The following is a 24,580-nucleotide window of genomic DNA, read 5'->3' on the forward strand; positions in this document are numbered from 1 at the left end:
CACCTCATTGAGGCGGCCGAAAGAGGCGTTGCCGACATCGGGAGCAGCTTCCATGATATAGGTGCCGCACGAGTACAGTCTCCCTTGGTATCGAAAAAAAACCACGCCGTCTGACCAATTGAGGGGGCGATGCGCTGCGCCAAACTGTCCCATCGTATCCCATTCCATCTTGCTTGGCCCGTGCCCTCTACTGTATCCTCCTCGTTGTAGATGTAGTGGAAGGTTCCGCCGGCGAGCAATTTGTCCAGATGCGCATCACCGAATAACGTTTGCACTTCGGACGACGTGTTCGTCCCACGGCCGACTTCCTTCCAATTCGGCTGCGACCTAGCGCATGTGGGCCAAAGGACAATTCCTGGTGCGAAAAGCTGATGCCAGATCACGGGATGCCCAGTTTAAATAAATGCGCCGCGGCCACGAGCATTCCTTGTTTGTCGTATGCGATTAACTCATATGGTCCATGGGCCAGAGAGCTAATGTCATACTCGTCCGCACCTGCTTTCTCATTGAGCACAAGTCGCCCTAGGCCATCACGCACGATAATGCGCACAGCATCGTTCGGCAAGTTCATTAGGCGGAATCTGCCGTTTGTTGGATTTGGTGAAGGACGCATCTCCAATACGCTCTCTGGTTCCGGAATGCCCACAGGTGAACTGCAGTCGGTTACGGCATCACCGCCGATCCATTGGACCACGCCGCGCATTGGTATGCCTTCCAGCGTGTTGAAGGAGCCAGAAACGTAGAGGCTGTCGCGCCAAACGGCCATGCTGCGTACCACGCGATAGCCACTGTCGAACGATGTAGCGTCGAAGCCGGGTAGGGAGCACCATTGACGCCGGTTCCACTTGGCGAAACCATTTGCAGGTATGCCGCCTGCCATGCTGAAGCCGCCCCCTACGTAAAGTTCGTCGTTGAACCACCGGAGGCTGTGCCCGGATGAGACTGACGGACTTGGCTCGAAAACAAGACCCTCGCCAAGCGGGTACCACTGGTCGTTGTAGAAGGCACCCACACCCTTGCAGAGCCCGTTGCCGCTGTTGCCTTGGAATTGGCCCGCTACGTAAAGCGTGTCGCGGTAGATGCTGATATCCGCCACCAGGCCGCCGAGGTAGCCCGGGACATCCTCCCAATTGGTGCCATTGTAGCGCAGGATGGTTCTGCCTCCTGGACCGAACGGATTGTTCATGCTGCCGCAGACATACACCTTGCCCTGGTACTCGAAGACATAGTTCACGGTATTGCCCGTGGGTTCAGGCAATTGGAGCCATGGCGTCCAGGTCGTCATAGTGGTGCCATTCCAGCGGTACACAGAAGCAATAGGCCCACCGCAAAGAGGCCATTCCGTGCCCGATACATAAATGTAATTCTGCCCGGCAGTCTCGCGCGGTGTAACGAACAAGAAGCTGCTTTCCGTCGGTGCCGTACAACCGAAGGTTTCCCAGCGCATGGTTTGCTCGTTAAGCCGAGCGAAGCCTAAGTGCGGATTTCCCGCAGGGTCATCCACAACCAAGCCAGCTCCGCATAAATAGAGCGCACCCTGGAAACGAAGCGGCCAGTATGCGGTAACGGCACCGTTGCTTTCAGTATTGACGATTCTGTGTGCAATACTGTCCCAACGAGCGCCGCGCCATTGCCCAACGCCTGCACAACGCACGGTGTCGTCGTCGTTGACGTAGAAATTGAAGTCGCCAGCAGCCAGTAAGCGATCCACCACTGTGTCCGCCATGATTTTGTTGATCGCGGAGAACAAAGGTCCAACACCGAGCGCCCGCCAGTGCTGGGCATGGCCGAGCAGCGGCAGGCATGCTGCCGCTAGTGCGATCAGCGCCCTCATGGCCGTGCAAGCTTGATGGTATGCGCGCTTCCATTTAGTGAAGCCCTCAGCACATACATCCCCGGCGCCGTTTGAGAGAGTGGGAGGTAGTGGATCCGTTTCGCCGCTGCGGTGCGTTCGACCAGTCGGCCGCGTGCATCGTACAGTTCAAGTTGCCAGGGTCCGTCCTGGGGCAGTTGCACGATGTACCCCTCTCCGTCGGCCGTCGGCCATGCCGCGATCAAGGAGGGTGGAGCTGGTACCAATCCTTCCGGCACGGCCACATCCGCAGCCATGTTGAAGGAAGCGATGTAGCCATCGTGCCAGCTATTCAAGCCCTCAATGAACACGTCGATACCGAAGGTCTCGTAGTCCATCGCCTGGAAGAATGTCATCCAAGGCACGAGTTCATACGCGAGGCCAGCCGGATTTGCTTCCCAAAACCAATCGAGCAGCGATTCAGGGTCGTTCGGGTCGGTATTCCATTCCATCAAAGGAAATTGCTGGGTGTACCCAGTGGATGTGGCGCCACACAGGTACACCTCATCCGGGCTTGCCGCTATCCCCCACCCGCGCTCGCTTTGCGTGCCTCCGAAAGCCGTGGCCCAGAAGATCGCAGGCCATTCTTCGTCTTGGATGCCATAGATGAATGCGTCGCGCCGGTTCACCAGGGTGAGGTGTGGCTGGGTGTAGTAGTCCGTTGGAATCGCAATGGTCAACCCGTAGCTGCTGCGGCTTTCACCGGTCAGGTAGATGCGCCCTGCACCATCGCTGTTCACATCCAAGACAATATCGTCGCGATCGCCGCCAAGCAAGCTGCCGTAATCGAGTTGATAGCCGGAGAGTCGTTTGAAGCGGAGCACGAAGCCATCCGAGGCTTGGTCGCCAGTGGTGGCGTTCGTCGTCGTGTAGAAAACTTGGGTTCCGGAGCCTGGGGAGGGGCATTCGGTGGCCGTGAGGTCGAAGGCCTGAGAGAACCCGGCCACATAGACGAAATCGTCTGTTTCATGCACAGCCAAGGCAGAAGAGGACGCGCCCGTTCCGGGACTGCCCCATCGCGTGCAATAGACAATCTGATGATTGTTCAAGTCAATCTGCATGATGACCGCGCTGACCCCCCCGGCAACGGATTGGAAATAGCCGCCACTCGGGGGCGGGACCAGGTCAAGCGGCTCGCTGGTGCCGTACACGCTTGCACCTACGGCCCAAACGCCGTATTGGTCGCCATCGGTGGTAGTGCTGCGCAAGTCGTTGATCCGGCCAATTCGGCTATTGCCGGAGAACTCCAGCAATGCGGTACTCCAATCAATGGTGAAGTCCGGCTTAAAGCTGATGAGGAAACCATCGCCTAGTGCCCGGCTGAAAGCGCCGTTCGGTGTGACCAGGGGAAATTCGGGCTCGACATTGTTGTACCCCTTATCAATCATCCCCGCTACTGTTAATTGCCCTTGGCGACTGATCGTGACGGCAAGGCCGTGCGTGCTCCATGTTCTATCAGGACCGGGTTGGCCGTGCGTGGTGGCCCAGTCGAGCACGCCACTTTCCATCCTGCATGCGGCTAGCCACATTCTGCTGATGCCACCGACATGGTCTTCGACATAAGCGTCTTCGAATGCGAAATCAGGGCGCGCAGAGCTCTCGAAATCATCGCTGTTCGTGCTTCCAGTGACGTAGGCGTACTTCAAATTCTGTTGCACTCCGGTGTATAGGGCGAGCTTGTGCGCCCTGGTCTCGCCATCCGCCCAACCACCGATATAGGTACCCCACTGGATCATCTTCGTGTCCTTGTTGAATCGCATCACCACACCGCAACGGGATTCGGCCAACGATACCGGCCCGGGTGGGTAAACGGTGATTCCTTGGTTCAGCGGATAGAACAGATGGCTGAAATAGCCGCAGGTGTACGGGTTGCCGGCGGCGTCCACCTCAACCGCGGTCATCTCGTCGGCATAGGGTGATGCGGTGTAGGTGCTCCAGCCTAAGTTCCCGACGTTATTGCCGACGGGAGGCGGCATGGGAGGATATCCTGCCAGGAATATGAGCGGCCACGCAGGGTTAAAGGTCTCATAGGTGAATCCGACGGTGACATTACCGGGTTCCACGACGTAATTGGGCTGCCAATTCACCGGTATGATTTCGTCGTTGTCATCCACCTGATAGGCAATGGCTTCATTGAGCTCCACCCACTTGTTGGCGATATAGAGCTTCAGGTGCCCTTGCCAATCAATGCCAATGCTGTCCTGACCGGCAAAGCTGAGTTTCACCTCAGAAGGATCGGCTCCTGGCCGCATCACAATCGCCATGCGCGGTCCCGTGCTGCCATAATAGAAGCGAACGTCCGTGCTGTCAGCGATTTCCTTATAGTCCACGTAGTCGTGAGCCGGGACTCCTTCGGCTGTGAATCCACCGAGGTAATAGTTGGCGAGACCGCCAACCAATGACGCGCTGGCTGTTGGGGATATCTCCCGATTGCCCAGGGCCATGCCAATGTTATAGACCGTGTCGTTCGTAACGCTGTCGCTGTGCAATGCGGCTAGTACGAAGCTCACTTTGCTCTTGGTGCGCAGGTAGATGCCCATCGGCGTACGCTCGTAGTAGTACTTGCAGTCGGTTACCGAGGTGCCATCTGCCCGGCGTGTCTGGCCTTTCTCTTCGCGCAGGTAGCATGATCCTGTTCCGGCATCACCGAAGGGGTCCACGAACTGCGCGTTTGTATGAAAGCCGAAGATTAAAAAGTAAAGCCCTGCATTCAGCTTGAGCGCGATGCGCCGGCGTTGAGCGTTGAGCAAGCATGGCAGTAGGATTTGGGAGGTTGAATCTAGGCCAGCGTTCTGCATGAATCCAAGCACGTTTTTTCAACCGGCCATCAACTACTTGGCACCACTTCTTTGGGCAGCACGATCAAGACCAGACCAACGCCGCCTATCCCGTCAACCCGCATCCTGTACTTTCGCCACCCTTTCACCGTTAGGCCCCGCATGCCCGATACCCTGACCAAGCGCCGCCCCCCTGCTGACCCGGCGCTCACGCGCCCCGCGGACCCGGCACCCTTCGACCTCGTGCTCTTCCTGTGGGCACGTCGCAAGCTCATCATCGGCATCACCTTGTTCGGCCTTGTTGCCGGCGTGGCTGCTGCATACCTGATCACGCCGCTCTACCGCAGCGAGGTGATCCTCTTCCCCGCCATCACCAACAGTGTTTCGAAGGCGCTGCTCACCGAGCAGAGCACGGGCCGCGATGACATCCTCGCGCTCGGCGATGAGGAGGACAGCGAGCAGTTGCTGCAGATGCTTCACTCAGACATCGTCCGCGACCGGGTGGCCGCGCGCTTCAACCTGCTCGAGGTGTACCGCATCAAGCCGGAGAGCAAGCATCGCAATACCGAGCTGCGCGAAGCATACAAGGACCACATCAAGTTCGAGCACACCAAGTTCAGCAGCGTGCGCGTGGAGGTTAACGATCCGGACCCGCAACGGGCCTCGGACATCGCCAACTTCATCGCCGACCAGGTGGACAGCGTGTGGAAGGACATGGCCAATGAGCGCGCGGAGAAGGGCCTTAACATCGTACGCGACAAGGTGGCCCAGCTCGAGCAGGACATCGTTGTCTGGCAGGACAGCATGCGCGTGCTCCGCGATCTGGGCGTTCACGACTACCACACGCAGACCGAGCGCTACAACGAGTACCTCGGCGCCGCCATCGTGAAGGGCGACCAGCGCGCGGTGAAGGAGTTCGAGGAGCGGTTCAAGGTGCTGGCCAAGTATGGCGGCGCTTATGTCACTCTGCAGGACCGCCTCTTCAACGAGACCAAGCGCTTGAGCATCATGCGCATGAAGCTTGAGCAGGCGCAGGCCGATTTCGAGAGCGACCTGCCGCACAAGTTCGTAGTGAACCGCGCGCAGCCCGCAGACAAGAAATCGTACCCGGTCCGGTGGCTGGTGGTGGCCATGAGCGGGATCAGCGCCTTCCTGCTCGCCCTGCTGCTGATCGTGGTGCAGGAGAACGTCAACAAAGTGCGTGAGAGCCATGGCCGCTGAGATCGACTTCACCGCCTATCTGGCCACCTTCCGCAAGCATCTGCGGCTGTTCGCATTTGTTGGGAGCGTCGCCGCCGTGCTCTCCGCCGTGCTCAGCGGCCCCGGCTTCATGCCGCCGCGCTACATGAGCTCGGCCACGGTTTATCCGGTGAACCTCAACAGCTACAGCATCGAGACGCGCACCGACCAGCTCCTGCAGCTGCTCGAGAGCAACAGCATCCGCGACAGCCTCATCCGAATCTTCCACCTGCCGGCGAGGTATGATGTGGACACCGTGGCGAGCGGCGGCTATTGGGCGCTGCACAACGAATTCAACGACCGGGTGGAGATCTCGAAGACGCGTTTCGAGAGCGTGCAGATGGAAGTGGTGGACGAGGACCCCATCGTCGCGCGCGACATGGTCCTGGAGATGCTGCGGCAAGTGAACCTGCTAGCGCGACGGCTGCAGCGCGAGAAGAGCCAGGAGGTGCTGGTGATCGCAGAGCGCACGCTGTCCCATGAGCGCGGCAAGCTTGATGAGGTGGAGCGGCGCCTGAATGCGCTCCGGAAGGAGAAAGGGCTGCTCAGCTACGAGGCCCAGGTGAAGGAGCTCACCAAGGGCCTGGTGAAGGCCATTTCCGGCGGCAGTGCAGCGCAGCGCGAGGCCCTGCAGGCCAGGCTGCGCGACCTGGAGGAGAAGGGCGGCGAGTTCCGTGAGCTCTCCGAGTTGAGCAACCTCTTCCGCCAGAATTACGATCGGGCGCTCACCGACTACGAGCGCGTGGTGAACGATGTGACCAAGGAGCTCACCTACACCAACGTGGTGGTGCATCCCGAGGTGAGCGACAAGAAGGTGTACCCCGTGCGCTGGCTCATCGTGAGCACCACCACGCTCGCCGCGCTCTTCCTCTGCTTCGTGCTGCTGGTCTGGCGGGATCACCGCAACTGATCATGGTGGCCTCGATCAGGCAGCATTGGATCGCCTGGGCCTGTGCGGCCTTCGTGGTGCTGAACGCGCTGCTGACTGCAAGTGATTTCCCTTGGCTCGCCCTGCTGCCCGCAGCGCTCCTGGCAGGCTGGGCCATGGTGGTGATGCCGGAACGCGTGCTCTACTTCGTCGCATTCGCCACGCCGCTCTCCGTGAACCTCGAGGAGATGGAGCTTGGCGGCATCGGCGTTTCGCTGCCCACAGAGCCGCTCATGCTCGGCCTCGCCTTCCTGCTCATGCTCCGCATCGCGCTGCAGCGAGGCGTGCTCGATGGTGGCTTCGTGCGCCACCCCATCACCTGGGTGGTGATCGCGCAACTGGTCTGGATGGCCGTTTGCATCATCCCCAGCAGCATGCCGATGGTATCCTTGAAATACCTCATCGCGCGCCTCTGGTTCGTGGGATCCATGTTCCTGCTCGCCTCCCTGCTCTTCCGTGATTCCGGCGCCATGCACCGCTTCATCAAGGCTTTCGTGGCGGGGCTTGTGGTGGTGGTGCTCTACACGCTCTACCAGCATTCGCTGCATCACTTCGCGCACGATCCGGCGCACTGGGTCATGAGCCCATTCTTCAAGGACCATACGAGCTATGGCGCCGTGATCGCTTTCGTGCTGCCCTTCATGCTGGCGGCCGTGGGCATGCCGGGCTACTCGCGCACGGAGAAGGGCATTGCGATCCTGCTCCTTGGCATTCTCGTTACTGGGCTGGTGTTCTCCTATACACGAGCGGCATGGCTCAGCCTAGTAGGCGCGCTCGGCCTGTTCGCGGTGATGCGCTTCCGCGTGCCGGCCTGGGTCCTGGGCCTCTTGCTCGTGGTCGCGGGCATCGGGTACTACGTGAACCGAGACCAGATCACCATCGCCCTGGAGCGCAATCGGGAAGAGAGCAGCGACGATCTGAAGGAGCATGTGCAATCGATTTCGAATATCAGCAGCGATGCCAGCAACCTGGAGCGGCTGAACCGCTGGAACTCGGCGGCGCGCATGTGGCAGGAGCGCCCGCTCTTCGGCTGGGGGCCCGGCACCTACATGTTCCAGTACGCGCCGTTCCAGGCTTCGGAGGATCGCACGATCATCAGCACCAACTTCGGTTCGGGCGGCAATGCGCACAGCGAGTACCTCGGGCCATTGGCCGAGCAGGGCTTCATCGGCATGATCCTGATGCTGGCGCTCGTGGTGATTACCACGTTGCGGGCCATGCGCTTGTACCACCGCATGCCTGCCGGAGCGGATAAGCGCTTGATGACGGCGGCCTTCATGGGACTGGTCACTTACTATCTGCACGGAGCACTGAACAACTTCCTCGACATCGACAAGGCTTCTGTGCCGTTCTGGGCCTTCACGGCCATGATCGTGCTGTTCGATCTGCGCTACGCTGCTCCGCGGAGCCGCACCCTGATCACCTGAACCTGCAGCAGAGCACAGCGATGTCGTCGAGGTAGGGCTCGCTGCCCCGGTGCGCCTCGAACGCCGATTGCACGGCGGAGACCAGTCCTTCCGGTCCTGCACCTGCGAAGGCGGAGAGCGCCCGCGCAAGTGGATCAGAATCGAAGGCGTGGCCATGCGCGTCCTCCTGCTCCACAAGGCCATCGGTGTAGCAGAGCAGCGTGCTTTCCGCCGGCAATGCAAGCTCGCCAATGCGCAGGAATGGCAGGACGGGCATCATGCCGAGGGCGATGCTGCCATCGTGCAAGGGGCGGGAGCCGGAGCCATCGTGAAGCAGCGGGTCGTTATGTCCAGCATTGGCGTAGGTCAAGGTGCCTGCGCGCAGATCGAAGAGGCCGGCGAAGAAGGTGATGAAGCGCTCGCCGCGAGCACTGGCGTAAACGCGCTCGTTGAGCTGGCGGATGAGGCGGTCGAGGTCATTCGCCTGGGCCAATGCAGCGCGCACCTGTGCTTGGAAGTTGCTCATGAGCAGGGCGGCCGCCACGCCTTTGCCGCTCACATCGGCCACGCAGGCCAGGTAGCGCTCCTGGCCCAGGTCGAGCAGGTCGTAGTAATCGCCGCCGATGAGGCGGTGCGGCTGGTACCAGGCAGCGGCCTCGATGCGATCGGTGCGCGGCAGCTCCACAGGGATCAATTGCTGCTGCATCTGGGCTGCTAGGACGAGGTCGCGGCGGTCGAGCTCCTGCTGCAATTGGCGCCCCGCCATGCGTTGGTTCTCCAATGCCACGGCCACCAGGTTGGCGAGGGTCTGGATGAAGTTGAGGTGCTTCACCACCGGGCTCATGCGCTGCTCTTCCTCGTCGATGTCGCCGATGAGCAGGAAGGCGAGGGGCTTGTCGCGGTGGTACACGGGCACCGCCACATCGAATGCGCCCAGCCGGCCTTCAATCTCCGCGTTGATGGTCTGGATGTCGGTGAAGGTGCCGAAGAGCTGCTCGGCGTCGATGGCCGCGTCGCGCGCGTCGTGCCCGTAGCTCAGGATGCGGTCCCAGTGATCGGTGCGCTCATACAGGCTGAGCCGCGTGATGCCCAATTCATCATGCGCGATGCGCTCGAAGAGGCGCAGCAACTCCTCGCGCCCCACGTTGTTGTTGATGGCCTTGCTCACATCGAGCAGCGTGCGCAACTGGAACTCCTTCAGCTCCAATCGCTCGATGATGCGCTCCAATCGGGCCATTTCAGATGCCTAGCTTCTTGGCGATCTCCGGCAGTTTGGCCCGCAGGCTGATCTCGCGCATCATTTGCTTCGCCTCGCGTGCAGGTGATCCCAGATAGGTCTTGCCCGCTTCGGCATCGGTGAGGATGCCGCTCTGGCCGAGGATCACCGCGCCCTTGCCCACGCGCAATTTGCTCGGTATGCCCACCTGGCCCCAGAGCGTGACGCCATCCTCGATCACGCAGGCCCCGGCGATGGCCACGTGCGCGGCGAAGAGGCAGTGCTCGCCGATGCGCGTGTCGTGGCCCACCTGCACGTGGTTGTCCATCTTGGTGCCGCGGCCGATCCGCGTATCGGCGCTCACACCGCGATCGATCGTGCTGAGCGCGCCGATCTCCACATCGTCCTCGATCACCACGCTGCCGCAGGGCTCCATCTTGTCGTAGCCCGATGGCCGCTTCTTATAGTAGAAGGGGTCGGCGCCGATCACGGCATTGGCGTGGATCGTCACGCGGTCGCCGATGGTGGTGCGCTCGTAGATCACCACGTTCGGGTGGATGATGCAATCACGGCCGATGGTCACGTGCGGTCCGATCACCGCTGAAGAATGGACCTGCGACCCTTCGCCGATCACGATGCCTTCAGCACCCCAGCCGGCACGTGGCATGAAGAGCTTCACCAGTGCATTGTAATCGCGGCAGGGATCGCGGCTGATGATGATGGCCTTGCCCGTGGGCGGCTCCACGGCCTTGTCGATCAGGATGGTGGTGGCCGCGCTGTTCAGGGCTTTGTCGTACCACTTCGGATGGTCCACGTACACCAGATCGCCCTCGCCCACGCGGTTGATCTCATTCAGGCCGGTGACCAGCCGCTGCGTGTGGCCGCGTGCCTCAGCGCCGATCAGGGCGGCGATCTCAGCGGCGGTCTGGGGCTTGTCGAGCGTCACGCGGAAGAGTTGGTGGCCAAAGGTAGCCGGGCAAGAATGGCGAAGCCCTCAATCGAGGGCTCCGTTGGGTTCCGTGCCGGTGGGCCTATTTCTTCACCCGATCCAGGTACTCGCCGGTCTCGGTATCCACACGGATCATGGTGCCGGCATCAACGAAGATGGGCACGGTGATGGCGGCGCCGGTCTCGAGCTTGGCCTGTTTCATCACCTTGTTGCTGGTATCGCCCTTCACGGCGTGCTCGGCCTCGGTGACCAGCAGCTCCACCACCTTTGGCGGACGAGCGAAGATCGGCGTTTCGCTCTCGAAGCCGATCTGCACCACCATCTCCTCCTTCAGGTAGCTCATGGCATCGCCGAAGAGCGACACCGGGATGTACTTCTGGTCGAAGGTCTCCCGGTCCATGCACACCAGGTTGTCGCCTTCGCGATAGAGGTATTGAAGCTCATGAACCTCCACGCGCAGCACCTCCATGGTCTCTCCGCTGCGCCAGCGATGCTCGTTGAGCTTGCCGTTGCGAAGGTTGCGCATCTTGCCCTGGTAGAAGGCGCGCAGGTTGCCCGGGGTGCGGTGCTGCCATTCCATGATCTGGCAGATGTCGTTGTTGAAGCGGATGTACGATCCGATGTTCACGTCGGAGGTGGAGGCCATGATCGGGCTTTTGAATGGGCCGCGAATGTAGCCGAAGGGCCGTTACCGGCGTGCCGGTAAACTTGCCGCATGGAGGAACGAGGCCCTTGGAAGACCCTTAAGGCGGAGGAGCGCTACGCCACGCCGTGGATCAGCGTCAGCCACCACGAGATCATCGATCCTGGTGGTCGCGAGGGCATCTACGGCGTGGTGCATTTCCGCAACCTGGCAGTGGGCATCATCCCGCTCGATGCCGATGGCAATACTTGGATCGTGGGTCAGTACCGATACCCGATCAACGCTTACAGCTGGGAGATCATTGAGGGTGGCTCGCCGCGCGACCAGCCGCCGATCGAGGGCGCGGTTCGCGAATTGCGCGAAGAGGCAGGCATCATGGCCGAGCATTGGACCGAGGTGCTGCGCATGGACCTGAGCAACAGCGCCAGCGACGAGGAGGCGATCATCTATGTGGCGCAGGGGCTCACCTTTTTTGAGCCTGAGCCTGACCACAACGAGCAGCTCGAGATCCGCAAGCTGCCCTTCCGTGAGCTCGTGGCCATGGTCGTGCGCGGCGAATTGCGCGACAGCCTCACCGTGGCAGGCGTGCTGAAAGTGGATTGCCTGCTGCGCGATGGCAGCCTCACGCTTCAGAAGTAGAGCCAGTGCCCCTTCCACACGCCATTGCTGCGGTACTCCAGTGCAGGCATGGGTACCTTGATGCTGTTGGCCATGAAGAGCAGGGTGCGCAACAGCTTGCTCCGCGTGCGGATGCGGGTGAGATCGATGTCGGGCGCCAGGTAGAATTGCCGGAACACCGGATCACCGCCGATCTGCAGTTCCGGATGCGCGCTCACCATCCCTTCGGCGCCATAACCGACAGCCAGAGCCATCCACGGCGGAAGGATACTCTCCCCGCTCAGTTCCTTCAGGTTGAAGCTCAACCAGAGCGTGACGCCATTGTAGTCCTTCAGCAGGCGGTCGGCAACGCCTTCGCCTAGAAGGTCGGGGCGTTGCGAGGCATAAGGCGTAAGTCGCAGGGAGATCTTCGGCATGATCCGCTGTTCGTGCCAGATCGCATCCTGTGCGATGAAAAGACCAGCGCCAACAGCGTTTGCCGCCATGTCGCTCCACGAGAAGCCCCAACCCGATGAGGTGCCGTCGAGTATTTCGATGCCGGTCATGAACGCCAGTCCAACGGAACCGCCGACCCAACGCGCGCTCCGATCGCCGGTGCCGCAATGCTTCATGGCCGCATGGCCCCAAGCGCCGAGCATGTAGCCGCTCAGCAGATGGCCGGTCTTATCCATCTGCAGCCATTCGTCACTGTCATCGAAACTGTGAAAGGGCTCCCGCTCATATTGCGCATACCAGGCTTGATCCAAAGCGATCAATGCAGCCGTGGCGCCCGCGACCGCTCCACCCGATGAGAAAGCCAGGCAACGGCAGCGCCGCCGGTCAACGCTCTGCATTGAAGACGCATCGGCCTGCGCCGCGCATGGAGACGCGCTCGCACAGGCGCCGATGAGCACCGCCAAGAGGCCTGTGAAGGAGTTCGGGATCTGAGGCAAAGTCGCTGGCCCAAAGGTACTTTCATGCTGCATGCCTTGTCTTTCGGGGCCGGTTAGAGGTATTTTGCGGCCCCTTGCTCACAAGCCGCTCCATCCTTTCCATCGCGGCGATCCTTTGCGGATCGCCTTTTCTTCTTCTGGCGCAGGATGCGGAATTGGACCGGATTTCCGCATCGTGGATCGAGGCGCACCAGCTCCGGATCCACCCTTCGGGCAACGGTGCCGATTTCCTGGCCGTGAATCAGCAACTCGGCCAGCAAGCCAGGATCGATGCAGGCGGTTTCTTGGTGGAGACCTTGGGCACGGAATGCCGAGCCGATGGATTGCGCGTGCTCGGACACGGTCGCGAGGGCACGAAGCTCCATGCGTGGAGCGCGCAACGGCGCGAGGTCGATGATGCGATGCTGGAGTACTTCGGCGATGGGCTCAGCGTGCAGTACGTGCATGACCAGGCCGGGCTTCGGCAGAATTTCGTGATCCACGAGCGCCCGGAGGGATGCGGGCGGGTACAGGTCGGATTGGCCGTGGCAGGCGATTCGGAATCCCGTCTTTCGACGGATGACGAACTGCGGTTCATCGGAGAGGATGGCAGCGTGCGCCTCATCTACAGTGGGCTCAGGGTCTGGGACGCCTGCGGGAAGGCGCTCCATGCCCGCATCACTGCGGAAACGGACCGGGTGTGGATCGCGGTCGATGATCGGGACGCGCGCTATCCGGTCACCATCGATCCGGTGGCTGCCGTTCCTACCCTGCTGCTGGTGAACCCGCTCGCAAACGGCCAGTTCAGCCTCTCGCTGCGCACGGCTGGCGACCTGAATGGCGATGGGTACAGCGATGTGGTCGTTTCCGCACCAAGCGGGTCGATGGGCGAGACGAATGAAGGCGTGGTATTCGTCTACTACGGCAGCCCCTCCGGTATCAGCTCGGCGCCTAACGTCACCCTGCAATCCAATCAGGTTTCCTCGCAGTTCGGTTATTCGGTGGGCACCGCGGGCGATGTGAACGGCGATGGCTATGGCGATCTGCTCGTGGGCGCCAGCAGCTGGGAGAGTGCTGCGGCCGAGAACCAGGAAGGTGCCGTGTTCGTGTTCCACGGTTCGGCTGCCGGCATCGGAACCGTGGCGAATTACATCTTGCAGCCGAATGCCACCAATCAGTTCATGGGCTTCAGCGTCTCATGCGCCGGAGACCTGAACAACGACGGGTACAGCGATGTGGTGATCGGGTCGCCCTACGCGTATTACCCCACTTCGCTTGAGGGCTGTGCGTGGGTCTTCCTCGGCGGCGCCACCGGCTTGAACCCCGTGTTCCACAAGCGCCTCGAGCGCAATCAGGGCGCCGCGCAATTCGGGAACGCCGTGGCAGGCCTCGGCGATGTGAATGGCGATGGCTACAGCGACATCGGAGTGGCGGGCTTCCGCTTCGACCTCAATGGCACCGACGATGGCATCGTTTGCGTGTACCACGGGAGCGCCGTGGGCATCGCCGGTGGCGCCAACCCGGCGCCGAATTCGATCATCAATGCCTTCGCGCATGTGAGCAACATGGGCTGGAGCCTCGCCAGCGCCGGTGATGTGAATGGCGATGGCTACAGCGACATGATCGTGGGCGATTGGCGCGGTGGGGCCAGCGGGGCTCCGGTACAGGCTGGCAACATGCTGGTGTACCACGGGTCGGCTGCGGGAATCCAGGCGGCACCCGCCACCGTGCTCTCCTACACCCAAGCCAATGCTTGGTTCGGCCGCAGCGTCTCGTGCGCCGGCGATGTGAACGGCGATGGATATGCCGATGTGCTGGTGGGCGCCACCACCTTCACAGGCGGGCAAGCGTCAGAGGGCGCGGGCTTCCTCTTCCTTGGCTCGCCTGCTGGGATCCCGACGTCCTTCACCACGCGGTACGAATACAACATCACGGGCGCCAACATGGGCGAGAGCGTGAGCGGGGCCGGTGATGTGAACGGCGATGGCTACAGTGACTTCCTCATCGGCATGAAGCTCTACGGTGTTTCCGGCGGGGCACTCATGTATCACGGCGGCGCCAGCAATGTGTCGACAGTTGCAAGCGTCTCAGCAGCCTCGGGCCAAGCCGGTGCGCGCATGGGCGAATCGGTCGCTGATGCCGGCGATGTGAACGGCGATGGCTTCAGCGACGTGATCATCGGGGCGCCCGAAGCGAGCAACGGGCAGGCCGGCGAGGGTTTGGCGCATGTTCACTATGGCAGTGCCGCTGGCATTGGGGCAACGCCGGACTTGATCCTCGAAGGGAATGTGGCCGGAGCGCGTTTTGGCGCATCGGTGGCCACCGCCGGCGACGTGAACGGCGATGGTTACGCCGATGTGATCGTGGGTGCGCCGCTCAGCGGCAACGGCAGGGCCTACGTTTACCACGGTTCGGGCGGCGGGTTGAGCACGACGCCTGCCTTGGTGCTCACCGGATCAGCCGGTTCGGAGCTGGGCTTCGGGGCGTGTACGGCCGGCGATGTGAATTCCGACGGTTTCGCCGATGTGGTGGTGGGCGCCCCCGGTCTGGCAACCGCCTTCATTCATCTCGGCACGGCCAGCGGTACCGATCCGGCGCCAGTCGCCACCCTGCTCGGCCCGGCCGGCTCCCGCTTCGGAGCGGCGGTGAGCACGGCAGGCGATGTGAACGGTTCCGGGTACAGCGATGTGATCGTGGGCGCGCCCTTGATGAGCAACGGACAGGCGAACGAGGGCGGCGCCTTCGTTTATCACGGCCACCAATTCGGGCTGAACACGACACCGGCCATCCAGCTCGAGCCGAACCTCGCGAACGCGCTCTTCGGCACCACCGTGGCCGGCTGCGGCGACATGACGGGCGATGGCTTCTATGAGGTGGTGGTGGGCGCACCCGCATGGGCCAACGGACAAGCAGGTGAAGGCGGAGCATTCATCTATCGCGGCACTGCAACTGGCACCACCACGGCAGGCATGATCACCGTGCAGCCCAATCAGGTGAATGCCGGCCTTGGCACGTCGGTCGATGAAGGTGGTGACATGAACGGCGACGGATATGCCGATGTGGTGATCGGCGCACCGTTCTACTCGAATGGGCACGCCGCGGAGGGGCGCGCGTACGTGATCGAGGGATCACCAGCGGGCATCGGCGCGATCACCAGCGTCGAAAGCAACGTGCCGGGCTGGAACCTCGGGATCAGCGTGGCCGGTGGTGGTGATACCGATGGCGATGGCTATTCCGACCTGATCGCAGGCGCGCCGAGCGCCGCGCCGGCATTCTCGAATGAAGGCGCGTTCTATCTGCATCGCGGCAACCAAGCTTTGAGCCTTTCGCGCCTGACGCGCCAATTGGCCACTGACCTGGTGAGCCCGCTCTCCACCAACAGCTTCGACCCATTGCTGCCTGATTGGTTCGGCATCGGCCACCGCGTGAAGAGCCCGATCCAGCGCACCCCCGCGCGCTTGCGCTGGGAGGTGGTCTTCGAGGGCCAGCCATTCAGCGGTGCACCCATCACCAATAGCATGGGCTTCACGAGCGTGAGTGCGGCTTGGACGAACCTTCCTTTGACAGGGGGCGAGATCAAGGAACTCGTTTACAAGACGCCGGGGCACATGCGCTACAAATGGCGCGTGCGGGCGGAGTACCCGCAGAACAAGCTCATCGATGGGCAGCGCTTCGGCCGCTGGCATTACGGGTATGCATCCGGCTTCGGGGACATCGGCATCCTTCCGGTTGAGTTGCTCTCGTTCACCGGGCGGGCCGAAGCCGGCGGCGATCTGCTCGAATGGGTCACGGCATCGGAGCAAGGGGTGAGCGCATTCGAGATCGAGCGGTCGTTGGAAGCGGACCGCGGCTTCGATGCGATCGGTTATGTGGATGCCGTCGGCACGAGCAGCGCGCCGGTTTCGTACCGGCATCTGCACGCGGCGGGAAGCAATGGCTTGCGCTACTATCGCTTGCGGATCGTTGACCGTGATGGTTCCGGGCAGTTCTCGCCGGTCGTGGCCATTCGCGGTGGGCATGGCATGTCGGCGGCGTGGCCGAATCCCGCCATTGATCACGTGGATTGGCTGGTGCCCGCAGGCCGATGGCGCGTGATGGATCCCGTTGGCCGCCTGGTGGCCGAGGGCCGCGCGGATGAGACCGGAAGGATCCGGATCGATATGGCCTCTTGGCCGGCCGGTTGTTACGCGCTGCAGGCCATCGATGCCGATGGCCAGGTGCACTCCTCCACCTCCGTGATCAAGCGCTGATCAGGCGCCGATCGTCTTCTTGCACGCTGCGAGGATCGCCTGCGCGCCGGCCATGGTGCTCGATTCCGCGTAGCAGCGAAGCACTGGTTCGGTGCCGCTCGCGCGGATCATGAGCCATTGCTCGCCATCGAAGTGGAACTTGTGGCCGTCAATGGTCTCCACGCGGCGCACTTCCAGGTCGCCGAAGCGCGCGTAGCTGTCGCAGTCCTTGAGCACCTGCTGTTTCAGCGCCTCGCTGATGTGGAGGTCGTTACGCTCGTAGGCGAAGGGCCCCACGATGGCGTACACCTCGGCAATCAGCTCGTCGAGGGTCTTGCCGCTCTTGGCCATGAATTCCCAGATGGTGAGGCCCATCCAGATGCCATCGCGCTCGGGGATGTGGCCCTTGATCGCGATGCCGCCGCTCTCCTCACCGCCCAGCAGCACGTCCTCGGTGATCATGATGCCGCTGATCCACTTGAAGCCGATCTTGGTCACGCGGTACTCGAGGCCGTAGTGCTCGCAGAGCTTCTTCACCTTCGGCGTGGTGCTCACGGCCACCACCACCTTACCGGTGAACTTCTTGTATTTCACCAGGTAATGGATGAGCAGCAGGATGATGTGGTGCGAGTCGATGAACTCACCGCGTCCATTGTACAGGCCGATGCGGTCGGCGTCGCCGTCGGTGGCCAGTCCGCAATCAATCCCGCCTTGCTTGATCAGCGCGCTGAATTCGCCGAGGTTCTTGTGGATGGGCTCCGGCGCCTGGCCCATGAACGAGGGGTTGTAGTCGCAATGGAGGAAGGTGGCTTTCGGCAGGATGCGCCGCATCACGTTCTGTCCAGCGCCATACATGGCATCGTAGCCCCAGCGCATGCCGCATTCGCGGATGGCCTTCATGTCGAAGCTCTTCTCCACGTGATCCACGTACATGGTCTCGAGGTCGATCGACTTCAGCAGGCCCTTCGCGCGCGCCTCATCGAGATTGATTGAGGAGAGGTCGATGCCGTGCGCAGCGGGGATCATGTCCTCCACCTCCTGCACCTCTTCGGGGATCAGTGGGCCGCCGTGGATGCCCTTCAGCTTGTAGCCGTTGTAGCTGGGCGGATTGTGGCTGGCGGTGAGCACCACGCCCATGCCGGCCTGCACGCGCTGCGCGCCGAGCGAGATCATCGGTGTGCTCACGAAGCCTTCGGCCAGGTGCACTTCGATGCCGCGGCTCACGAACACCTTGGCGCAGGTCTCGGCGAAGAGCGCCCCGCCGAAGCGGCAATCGTGGCCCAGCACGATGCGGGTGTTGCCGGGCTGCTTCTTCAGCACCCAATCCGCTACGGCCACGCTCACGCGCGCCACATTGTCAACCGTGAATTCCTGCGCGATGATGGCGCGCCAGCCGTCGGTGCCGAATTTGATCTTGGTCATCTGTCCTTGGCTCCCCTTGTTCGGAGCGGGCGCGAAAATAGGCGGCTCGCAGGAGCTCGCTCACCTGTAGATCTTCCGCGCGTTCAGCGCCTTCTGGTAACGGCGCGCATTCACCAGGTGCTGATCGTAAGTGCGCGCGAAATCGCTGTAGCCGCTCAGGTCGGCGCGTGCGCAGAAATAGAGGTAATCGTGCTTGGGCGCGCTGAGCACGGCATCGATGAAGCGCGGCTCCGGCATGTTGATGGGCCCCGGCGGCAGGCCGGTGTAGCGGTACGTGTTGTAAGGTGAATCCACCTCCTTGTCGCGATTGAGCAAGCGTTGCACCTCGCCGGTTCCCAATGCGAACTTGAGCGTCGGGTCGGCTTGAAGCGGCATGCCGATGCGCAGGCGGTTGAGATACACGCCAGCGATCGTGGGCGCATCGGCCATCTTCACCGTTTCGGCCTGCACGATGCTGGCCAACGTGCTGGCTTCGGCAGCCGAGAGCTTCAATGCGGCGAGCCGCTCGCGCCTGCTCTCGTTCCAGAAGGCAACGTGTTCCTTCCGCATGCGCGCGATGAACTGCTCGGGCGTGGTGGTCCACCACAACTCGTAGGTGTTGGGCAGGAACAGGCTGATCATGGTGGCGTCGCTCAGCCCCGCCTCGCGTTGCTGGTCGGGGTCAAGGAAAGCCCTCAGGAAGGCAACGGAGTCCGGCTCCAGCGCGCGTCCTAATCGTCCCGACAATTCCTGCAGGTGATCCACATTGCTGAAGGTGATGCGCACGGGCTCCTGCTCACCGGCATGCAGCATGCGAGCGATGGCGCGCAGGTTCATGTCCTTCTTCACGCGGTAGCGGCCGGGCCTGATGGTGCCACGCTTCAGCAACAGTTCCGCCGCGCGTTCATCGTGCACCGCCTCAATGCGTCCCAAGCTGTCCATGGCCGTTCGAAGATCCGATCCGGTGGGGATCAACAGCACGCGGCTCTCGTCCGCGAAGCGCGTCGATGGGCCCATCACCTCATGCCACGCCACGAAAACCGCTAGGCCAGCCGCAGCCGCCAGGACCGCACCGGCCACCAGCCATTTGCCTTTGCGCTTCGCCATGGATCAGATCGTGATGCTGCCCTCGAACACGCGCACGGCCGGGCCGATGAGCCTGATCTTTCCCCAGCCTTCGCGATCCACGCGCTCGGCTTCAACCATCAAGTGGCCGCCGCGCGTGATCACCCGTGCCGGCGATTGCGCTTCCCGCCGGGCCATCGCGCTCAGTGCCGCCGCCACCACGCCCGTGCCGCAGCTCAAAGTTTCCGCTTCTACGCCGCGCTCGAAGGTGCGCATGCGGATCACGCCTTCGGCCACGCGCATGTAGTTCACATTGGTGCCGCCGGAGCCGCGCCGCTCATGGTGCGCGCGCTTCGGTCCATCCACCATGATCTCCACCGCATCCACATCGGCCACGCGCACGATCTCGTGCGGCGACCCGTTGTGGATGAAATCGTGGTCGTCGCCTTGCGACACGTAAGGCACGTAACCGAGCGTCACCGCCACGTCCTCGCCGTGCCACGCGCCCTCATGCGCGCCATCGATCGCGGTGAAGCGCGCGCGCTCCAAGCGGCCCTGCAACGCGCTCCACGCCGCGAAGGCGCAGCGGCTGCCGTTGCCGCAGAAGCTCTTGCTCCCATCAGGGTTGAAGAACTCCATGTGGAAGTCCATGCCCGCTTCGCGCGGCCCCTGCACCAGGATCAGCCCATCGCTGCCGATGCCGAAGTGGCGGTCGCAGAGGCGGCGCACGAGTTCGAGATCGCTCGCTGGGAAATCTCCCGTGCGATCATCCACCAGGATGAAGTCGTTGCCGGTGCCGTGCCACTTGGAGAAGGCTAGGAGCATGCAGCAAAGATGCGCTGCTCACATACCTCATCCTCCTTTAGCACACTGGGCCGATCTTCAATCGCCTAAGCGATAGCGAAGGCGATCAACCTATTCAACCCTCAACCTCTTCAACCCCTTCCTTTGCCCCATGCCCACCTACCGCGCGCTCGGCATCATGAGCGGCAGCTCCCTCGATGGCCTGGACCTCGCCCTGTGCGAGCTGCAGGAGAAGCGCGGCCGCTGGCGCCATGCCATCCTCAAGGCGCGCACGGTGCCCTATCCACCGGCGCTGCGCGATCGGCTGCTGAACGTCATGCACGGCAGCGCGTTGGAGCTCGCGCAACTGGATGCCGACCTCGGCGCATTCATCGGCCAGGCCAGCAAGCGCTTCCTGCGCGGAGAGAAAGCCGAGCTCATCGCATCCCACGGGCACACCATCTTCCATCGGCCCGAGTTGGGCTTCAGCGCGCAGATCGGCTCGGGCGCGCGCATCGCGGCCATCACCGGCATCACCACCGTCTGCGATTTCCGCAGCGCCGATGTGGCCACCGGTGGTCAAGGCGCGCCGCTGGTGCCGCTGGGCGAGAAGCTCCTCTTCCCAGACTACAGCACCTTCATCAACCTCGGCGGCATCTGCAACATCAGCCTGCATGGCCCCAAGCGCATCACCGGCTACGATGTCTGCATCGGCAACCAAGCGCTCAATCACCTGGCGGTCGAAGCTGGTCAGCCCTTCGACCGCAATGGCGACATCGCGCGCGGCAGCCATTTCAGCGCCGAACTGCTCGCCGACCTCAACCGATTGCCTTTCCACCGGCAGCGGCCGCCGAAATCGCTGGGCCGCGAATGGTTCGAGGAAGCGGTGCTGCCCTTGATCAACGATCGCGATCAGCCCGTCGGCAAGCGGCTGCGCACGGTCGTGGAGCATATCGCCTGGCAATTGCGCAAAGCATTGAAGAAAGCAGAGGGCCCTGTGCTCGTGACGGGCGGAGGTGCGCACAACCGCTTCCTCATCGAGCGCATCGCGGATCATAGCCGCGCATTACTGGTGCTGCCACCCCGATCCACCATCGACTTCAAGGAAGCGCTGGTGTTCGCGTTGCTCGGCGTGCTGCGGATCCGCGGAGAGGCGAATGCGCTGGCCAGCGTGACGGGCGCGAAGCGGGATAGTGCGGGTGGGGCAGTGCATAGGCCCTATTAACAGGCGGTTTGAATAACCGTGCCGCCTATGCGGCGACCGGCTGAAGCCTGCGGCTACTTTCGCCCCGACCGATAGGAAATGCGTGATGCCCTTAAGCGCTTCGAGGAGCGCGCCCCCGAAATCGTCTTCGAATGGAACGACGCGCCCACCGGCGCGCGCGGCTGGGTAATCATCAACAGCCTGCGCGGCGGCGCGGCCGGCGGCGGCACCCGCATGCGCAAAGGGCTCGACAAGCGCGAGGTGGAGAGCCTGGCCAAGACCATGGAGGTGAAGTTCAGCGTGTGCGGCCCCGCGATCGGCGGTGCCAAGAGCGGCATCGACTTCGACCCCGCCGACCCGCGCAAGAATGCCGTGCTCGACCGCTGGTACAAGGCCGTGATGCCCTTGCTCAAGACTTACTACGGCACCGGCGGCGACCTGAATGTGGACGAATTGCACGATGTGATCCCCATCACCGAGCGGTATGGCTTGCGCCATCCGCAAGAGGGCGTGGTCAATGGCCACATCGGCACGCAGGAGGAGGTGAAGCTGAAGGCCATCGCCCAACTGCGCGAAGGCGTGAGCAAAGTGGTGGACGATACCGCCTACGTGCCGGCCGCGGGCAATTACGCCGTGGCCGACATGATCACCGGTTGGGGCGTGGCCGAGAGCGTGCGCCACTATTACCGTGTGTTCGGCGGGGAACTGAAAGGCAAGCGAGTCATCGTGCAAGGCTGGGGCAACGTGGGCGCGGCTGCTGGTTATTACCTCGCTCAACAGGGTGCCAGCATCGTGGGCATCATCGATCGGCACGGCGGCGCCATCCGCCCTGAGGGTTTCAGTGCAGGGGAGGTGAAAGGACTCTTCACTGAAAAGGCCGGGAACGCGCTCCGCATCCAGGACATGCTGCCCTTCGAGGAGGTGAACGCGCGCATCTGGGACATCGGTGCGGAAGTGTTCCTGCCCTGTGCCGCCAGCCGGTTGGTCATGCAGGACCAAGTGGATCGTATGGCAAAAGGCGGCTTGGAAGTCATCAGCAGCGGCGCCAACGTGCCCTTCGCCGATCCGCAGATCTTCTACGGTCCCATTGGCGAGCACGCCGACGGCATCGCCAGCGTGATCCCCGACTTCATCGCCAACTGCGGCATGGCGCGCGTGTTCGCATATTGCATGCATCCCGGCAATGCGTTATCAGACAAGGCCATCTTCGAGGATGTGAGCCAGGTGATCGCCAAGGCCATTGAAGATTGCCATGCCCGCAACAGCCAGCGCACGCACCTCACCCGCACCGCCTTCGAGATCGCCCTCGCCAAGCTCAACTGATATACTTCAGCACGGCCACGCGCCGTTCCATCACAACCCGAAAACATGCACTTCCCGCTCTTCACGCAGATCGAACAGGCCCGCGAGGTCCTGGAACAGACCAGCGCAGCCGCACCGGCCGAACCCGTCATCGAGACCATCTCCATCTGGCAGCTCATCGTCGATGGCGGCTGGTACATCATGGGGCCGCTGGGCCTCATGAGCCTCATCGCCATCTACCTCATCATCGAGCGCGCCATGGCCATCCGCCGTGCGCTGAAAGAAGACAAGGACTTCATGAACAAGATCCGGGACTATGTGCATGAAGGCAAGATCGACAGCGCGCGCAACCTCTGCGCGCAGACCTCGAGCCCTGTGGCGCGCATGCTCGACAAGGGCCTCAGCCGCGTGGGCAAGCCGCTGAAGGACATCGAAGTGAGCATCGAGAACGCCGGCAAGCTCGAGATCTACCAGTTGGAGAAGGGCCTGCCCGTGCTGGCCACCATCTCCGGTGCCGCGCCCATGATCGGCTTCCTCGGCACCGTAATCGGCATGATCGTCACCTTCCACACCATGAAGATCAGCGGCGCGGGGGTGGAGATCGCCCAGCTCAGCGGCGGCATCATGCAGGCCATGGTCACCACCGTGGCCGGTCTCGTGATCGGCATCATTGCCTACGTGGCCTACAACACGCTCACCGCACGCGTGAACAAGGTGATCCAGAAGATGGAAGCCACCACGATCGCCTTCATGGACGTGCTCGAATCACCCGCCAAGTAACATGGGCCTGCGCAGCACACATAAGGTCGATGCGGGCTTCAGCATGAGCTCCATGACCGACTTGGTCTTCCTGCTGCTCATCTTCTTCGTGATCGTGAGCACGCTGGTGAGCCCGTATGCCCTGCCCGTGGACCTACCGAAGAGCGCCAACAAGACCAAAGAGAAGCCCAAGGTGGCGGTTCGGATCGACGCCGAGCAGCACTACAGCGTGAACAACCGCATGATCGAACCGGCGGACCTCGAAGGCGTACTGAAGGACGAAATGAGCAAGCACCCAGCGGATCAGGCCGTGGTGATGCACGTGGATCAGAGCGTGCCCACCGGCATCACCGTGAGCGTGCTCGACATCGCCAAGCGCAACAAGTGGAAGATCATCCTGGCAACCAAACCCGAGTAAGGGCGCGACATGTCGCTCCCACTTGCGCATAGGTGAGGCCGCATGGCCGAACCAAAGCGCAGGGCGGCCGCGCCAACGGCGAACGAGAGTTGATCGGCACGGGATCAGAACAACACCAAGGCCATGAGCACCATCGCCATCCAGCACCAGGAACAGGGCCGCGACCGCCGCGCAGGCATCATCGCCACCATCGTGGTACATGCCATCGCCTTGTTGCTGTTCCTGTTCTTCGGCCTCACGCAGCCCAATCCGCTCCCGGAGGAAGAGATGATCGAACTCGTGTTCGAAAGCGCCGGAGGATTGACCGGTGGCGACCCACTGCCCAATCCAGGCGCGCCGCAGGAATCTGCGCCGCCCGTTCCGTCAACCAGCTCGCCGGAAGAGGTGGCCACGGAAGAAGACAGTCCGGTCGAGACGCCCAAGCCGGTGAAGCCCACCCCCAAGCCGAAGCCTACCACCGAGACCCCCAAGCCCCCCAAGCCCAACCCGAACTCGCTCTTCACGCCCAGCAACACCCCGAGCGAGAACACCAATCAGAACCCAGGCGGCAGCAACACACCCGGTTCACAGCCCGGTGGTGGAGGCAGCGGCGATTTCAAGGGCAAGGGCTTCGAGGGCAAACTCGAGGGCCGCGGCTTCATGCGCGGACCAACCATCACCGACAAGCCGGATCACGGCGGCAAGGTGGCCTTGAACATCTGGGTGGACCGCGAAGGCAAGGTGACGCGCGTAACGCAGAACCTCGACAAGAGCACCACCACCAGCACCGTGCTCTTCAACATCGCGAAGAAAGGCGCCCTGCAATGCCTGTTCTCCGCACGCACCGATGGCCCTGCCGAGCAGATGGGCCTCCTGGTCTTCATCTTCGAGCTGGAGTAAG

Annotated in this window: 19 protein-coding genes; 10 read left to right on the forward strand and 9 right to left on the reverse strand. The window is 62.4% G+C overall.

The features are described 5' to 3' along the window. Window positions 1-379: 379 nt before the first annotated feature. Both IPM12_05970 and IPM12_05975 read right to left on the reverse strand, forming a co-directional pair. Complete coding sequence (locus tag IPM12_05970; protein ID MBK9147355.1) at window positions 380-1,834, reverse strand: hypothetical protein; 1,455 nt, start codon at window positions 1,832-1,834, stop codon at window positions 380-382. Then, window positions 1,831-4,602 carry a T9SS type A sorting domain-containing protein gene (locus IPM12_05975; protein MBK9147356.1) on the reverse strand — a complete coding sequence of 924 codons (2,772 nt, stop codon included), beginning with the start codon at window positions 4,600-4,602 and terminating at the stop codon, window positions 1,831-1,833. Before IPM12_05975 ends, IPM12_05970 begins: the two co-directional genes overlap by 4 nt. Before the next feature lie 189 nt (window positions 4,603-4,791). On the opposite strand from IPM12_05975, the gene IPM12_05980 reads away from it, so the two are divergent. From IPM12_05980 to IPM12_05990, 3 genes are read left to right on the forward strand one after another with little or no spacing between them, the layout of a single operon-like run. After that, window positions 4,792-5,850 carry a hypothetical protein gene (locus tag IPM12_05980; GenBank protein MBK9147357.1) on the forward strand — a complete coding sequence of 353 codons (1,059 nt, stop codon included), beginning with the start codon at window positions 4,792-4,794 and terminating at the stop codon, window positions 5,848-5,850. Beyond that, the gene (locus tag IPM12_05985; protein MBK9147358.1) at window positions 5,840-6,778 is read left to right on the forward strand and encodes a hypothetical protein; all 939 of its coding nucleotides are present in this window, start codon (window positions 5,840-5,842) and stop codon (window positions 6,776-6,778) included. Before IPM12_05980 ends, IPM12_05985 begins: the two co-directional genes overlap by 11 nt. A gap of 2 nt (window positions 6,779-6,780) precedes the next feature. Then, window positions 6,781-8,223 carry an O-antigen ligase family protein gene (locus tag IPM12_05990; protein MBK9147359.1) on the forward strand — a complete coding sequence of 481 codons (1,443 nt, stop codon included), beginning with the start codon at window positions 6,781-6,783 and terminating at the stop codon, window positions 8,221-8,223. Here IPM12_05990 and IPM12_05995 read toward each other — a convergent pair. From IPM12_05995 to efp, 3 genes are all read right to left on the reverse strand, one after another. Next, entirely contained in the window at window positions 8,216-9,439 is a 1,224-nt protein-coding gene (locus IPM12_05995; GenBank protein MBK9147360.1) for a PP2C family protein-serine/threonine phosphatase, read from the reverse strand. The two genes, IPM12_05990 and IPM12_05995, sit on opposite strands and share 8 nt — an antisense overlap. 1 nt (window position 9,440) lies before the next feature. Further along, window positions 9,441-10,364 carry a UDP-3-O-(3-hydroxymyristoyl)glucosamine N-acyltransferase gene (locus IPM12_06000; GenBank protein MBK9147361.1) on the reverse strand — a complete coding sequence of 308 codons (924 nt, stop codon included), beginning with the start codon at window positions 10,362-10,364 and terminating at the stop codon, window positions 9,441-9,443. Between the two features lie 85 nt (window positions 10,365-10,449). Further along, a complete protein-coding gene (gene efp, locus IPM12_06005) occupies window positions 10,450-11,013 on the reverse strand; it encodes an elongation factor P (protein ID MBK9147362.1) in 564 nt (187 codons plus the stop codon). Window positions 11,014-11,082: 69 nt separating this feature from the next. Here efp and IPM12_06010 point away from each other — a divergent pair, with 69 nt between their 5' ends. After that, window positions 11,083-11,649 (forward strand): NUDIX hydrolase, encoded by a 567-nt coding sequence (locus IPM12_06010; GenBank protein MBK9147363.1) that lies wholly within the window; start codon window positions 11,083-11,085, stop codon window positions 11,647-11,649. On the opposite strand, the gene IPM12_06015 is transcribed toward IPM12_06010, so the two are convergent. Then, window positions 11,640-12,560: a DUF2279 domain-containing protein gene (locus IPM12_06015; protein MBK9147364.1), complete on the reverse strand. Its 921-nt coding sequence runs from the start codon at window positions 12,558-12,560 to the stop codon at window positions 11,640-11,642. The two genes, IPM12_06010 and IPM12_06015, sit on opposite strands and share 10 nt — an antisense overlap. 74 nt (window positions 12,561-12,634) lie before the next feature. On the opposite strand from IPM12_06015, the gene IPM12_06020 reads away from it, so the two are divergent. Beyond that, window positions 12,635-16,789: an FG-GAP repeat protein gene (locus IPM12_06020; protein ID MBK9147365.1), complete on the forward strand. Its 4,155-nt coding sequence runs from the start codon at window positions 12,635-12,637 to the stop codon at window positions 16,787-16,789. On the opposite strand, the gene IPM12_06025 is transcribed toward IPM12_06020, so the two are convergent. The 3 genes from IPM12_06025 to dapF are packed head-to-tail and all read right to left on the reverse strand — an operon-like array spanning window position 16,790 to window position 20,059. Continuing rightward, on the reverse strand, window positions 16,790-18,190 hold the full coding sequence (locus IPM12_06025) for a phosphoglucomutase/phosphomannomutase family protein (GenBank protein MBK9147366.1): 1,401 nt from the start codon (window positions 18,188-18,190) through the stop codon (window positions 16,790-16,792). Window positions 18,191-18,250: 60 nt separating this feature from the next. Next, window positions 18,251-19,276: an endolytic transglycosylase MltG gene (gene mltG / locus IPM12_06030; protein MBK9147367.1), complete on the reverse strand. Its 1,026-nt coding sequence runs from the start codon at window positions 19,274-19,276 to the stop codon at window positions 18,251-18,253. Window positions 19,277-19,279: 3 nt separating this feature from the next. Continuing rightward, window positions 19,280-20,059 (reverse strand): diaminopimelate epimerase, encoded by a 780-nt coding sequence (gene dapF, locus IPM12_06035; GenBank protein MBK9147368.1) that lies wholly within the window; start codon window positions 20,057-20,059, stop codon window positions 19,280-19,282. 130 nt (window positions 20,060-20,189) lie between these two features. Here dapF and IPM12_06040 point away from each other — a divergent pair, with 130 nt between their 5' ends. From IPM12_06040 to IPM12_06060, 5 genes are all read left to right on the forward strand, one after another. Continuing rightward, window positions 20,190-21,242: an anhydro-N-acetylmuramic acid kinase gene (locus IPM12_06040; GenBank protein MBK9147369.1), complete on the forward strand. Its 1,053-nt coding sequence runs from the start codon at window positions 20,190-20,192 to the stop codon at window positions 21,240-21,242. 78 nt (window positions 21,243-21,320) lie between these two features. Continuing rightward, window positions 21,321-22,544, forward strand: a complete 1,224-nt coding sequence (locus IPM12_06045; protein ID MBK9147370.1) for an amino acid dehydrogenase — start codon at window positions 21,321-21,323, stop codon at window positions 22,542-22,544. A gap of 45 nt (window positions 22,545-22,589) precedes the next feature. Beyond that, window positions 22,590-23,303, forward strand: coding sequence for a MotA/TolQ/ExbB proton channel family protein (locus IPM12_06050; GenBank protein MBK9147371.1), 714 nt, complete (start codon window positions 22,590-22,592; stop codon window positions 23,301-23,303). Between the two features lies 1 nt (window position 23,304). Further along, entirely contained in the window at window positions 23,305-23,700 is a 396-nt protein-coding gene (locus IPM12_06055) for a biopolymer transporter ExbD (protein MBK9147372.1), read from the forward strand. A 123-nt stretch (window positions 23,701-23,823) separates the two neighbouring features. Continuing rightward, window positions 23,824-24,579, forward strand: coding sequence for a hypothetical protein (locus IPM12_06060; GenBank protein MBK9147373.1), 756 nt, complete (start codon window positions 23,824-23,826; stop codon window positions 24,577-24,579). Window position 24,580: the final 1 nt, after the last annotated feature.

The sequence above is a fragment of the Flavobacteriales bacterium genome, from assembly GCA_016716605.1.
GTDB lineage: Bacteria > Bacteroidota > Bacteroidia > Flavobacteriales_F > PHOS-HE28 > PHOS-HE28.

What these genes read in the sequence shown, in the direction of transcription:
- IPM12_05970 (MBK9147355.1), bottom strand. Translation starts at nt 1,834, where the DNA reads ATGAGGGCGCTGATCGCACTAGCGGCAGCATGCCTGCCGCTGCTCGGC.
- IPM12_05980 (MBK9147357.1), top strand. Translation starts at nt 4,792, where the DNA reads ATGCCCGATACCCTGACCAAGCGCCGCCCCCCTGCTGACCCGGCGCTC.
- IPM12_05985 (MBK9147358.1), top strand. Translation starts at nt 5,840, where the DNA reads ATGGCCGCTGAGATCGACTTCACCGCCTATCTGGCCACCTTCCGCAAG.
- IPM12_05990 (MBK9147359.1), top strand. Translation starts at nt 6,781, where the DNA reads ATGGTGGCCTCGATCAGGCAGCATTGGATCGCCTGGGCCTGTGCGGCC.
- IPM12_05995 (MBK9147360.1), bottom strand. Translation starts at nt 9,439, where the DNA reads ATGGCCCGATTGGAGCGCATCATCGAGCGATTGGAGCTGAAGGAGTTC.
- efp (MBK9147362.1), bottom strand. Translation starts at nt 11,013, where the DNA reads ATGGCCTCCACCTCCGACGTGAACATCGGATCGTACATCCGCTTCAAC.
- IPM12_06010 (MBK9147363.1), top strand. Translation starts at nt 11,083, where the DNA reads ATGGAGGAACGAGGCCCTTGGAAGACCCTTAAGGCGGAGGAGCGCTAC.
- IPM12_06025 (MBK9147366.1), bottom strand. Translation starts at nt 18,190, where the DNA reads ATGACCAAGATCAAATTCGGCACCGACGGCTGGCGCGCCATCATCGCG.
- mltG (MBK9147367.1), bottom strand. Translation starts at nt 19,276, where the DNA reads ATGGCGAAGCGCAAAGGCAAATGGCTGGTGGCCGGTGCGGTCCTGGCG.
- dapF (MBK9147368.1), bottom strand. Translation starts at nt 20,059, where the DNA reads ATGCTCCTAGCCTTCTCCAAGTGGCACGGCACCGGCAACGACTTCATC.
- IPM12_06040 (MBK9147369.1), top strand. Translation starts at nt 20,190, where the DNA reads ATGCCCACCTACCGCGCGCTCGGCATCATGAGCGGCAGCTCCCTCGAT.
- IPM12_06045 (MBK9147370.1), top strand. Translation starts at nt 21,321, where the DNA reads ATGCGTGATGCCCTTAAGCGCTTCGAGGAGCGCGCCCCCGAAATCGTC.
- IPM12_06050 (MBK9147371.1), top strand. Translation starts at nt 22,590, where the DNA reads ATGCACTTCCCGCTCTTCACGCAGATCGAACAGGCCCGCGAGGTCCTG.
- IPM12_06055 (MBK9147372.1), top strand. Translation starts at nt 23,305, where the DNA reads ATGGGCCTGCGCAGCACACATAAGGTCGATGCGGGCTTCAGCATGAGC.
- IPM12_06060 (MBK9147373.1), top strand. Translation starts at nt 23,824, where the DNA reads ATGAGCACCATCGCCATCCAGCACCAGGAACAGGGCCGCGACCGCCGC.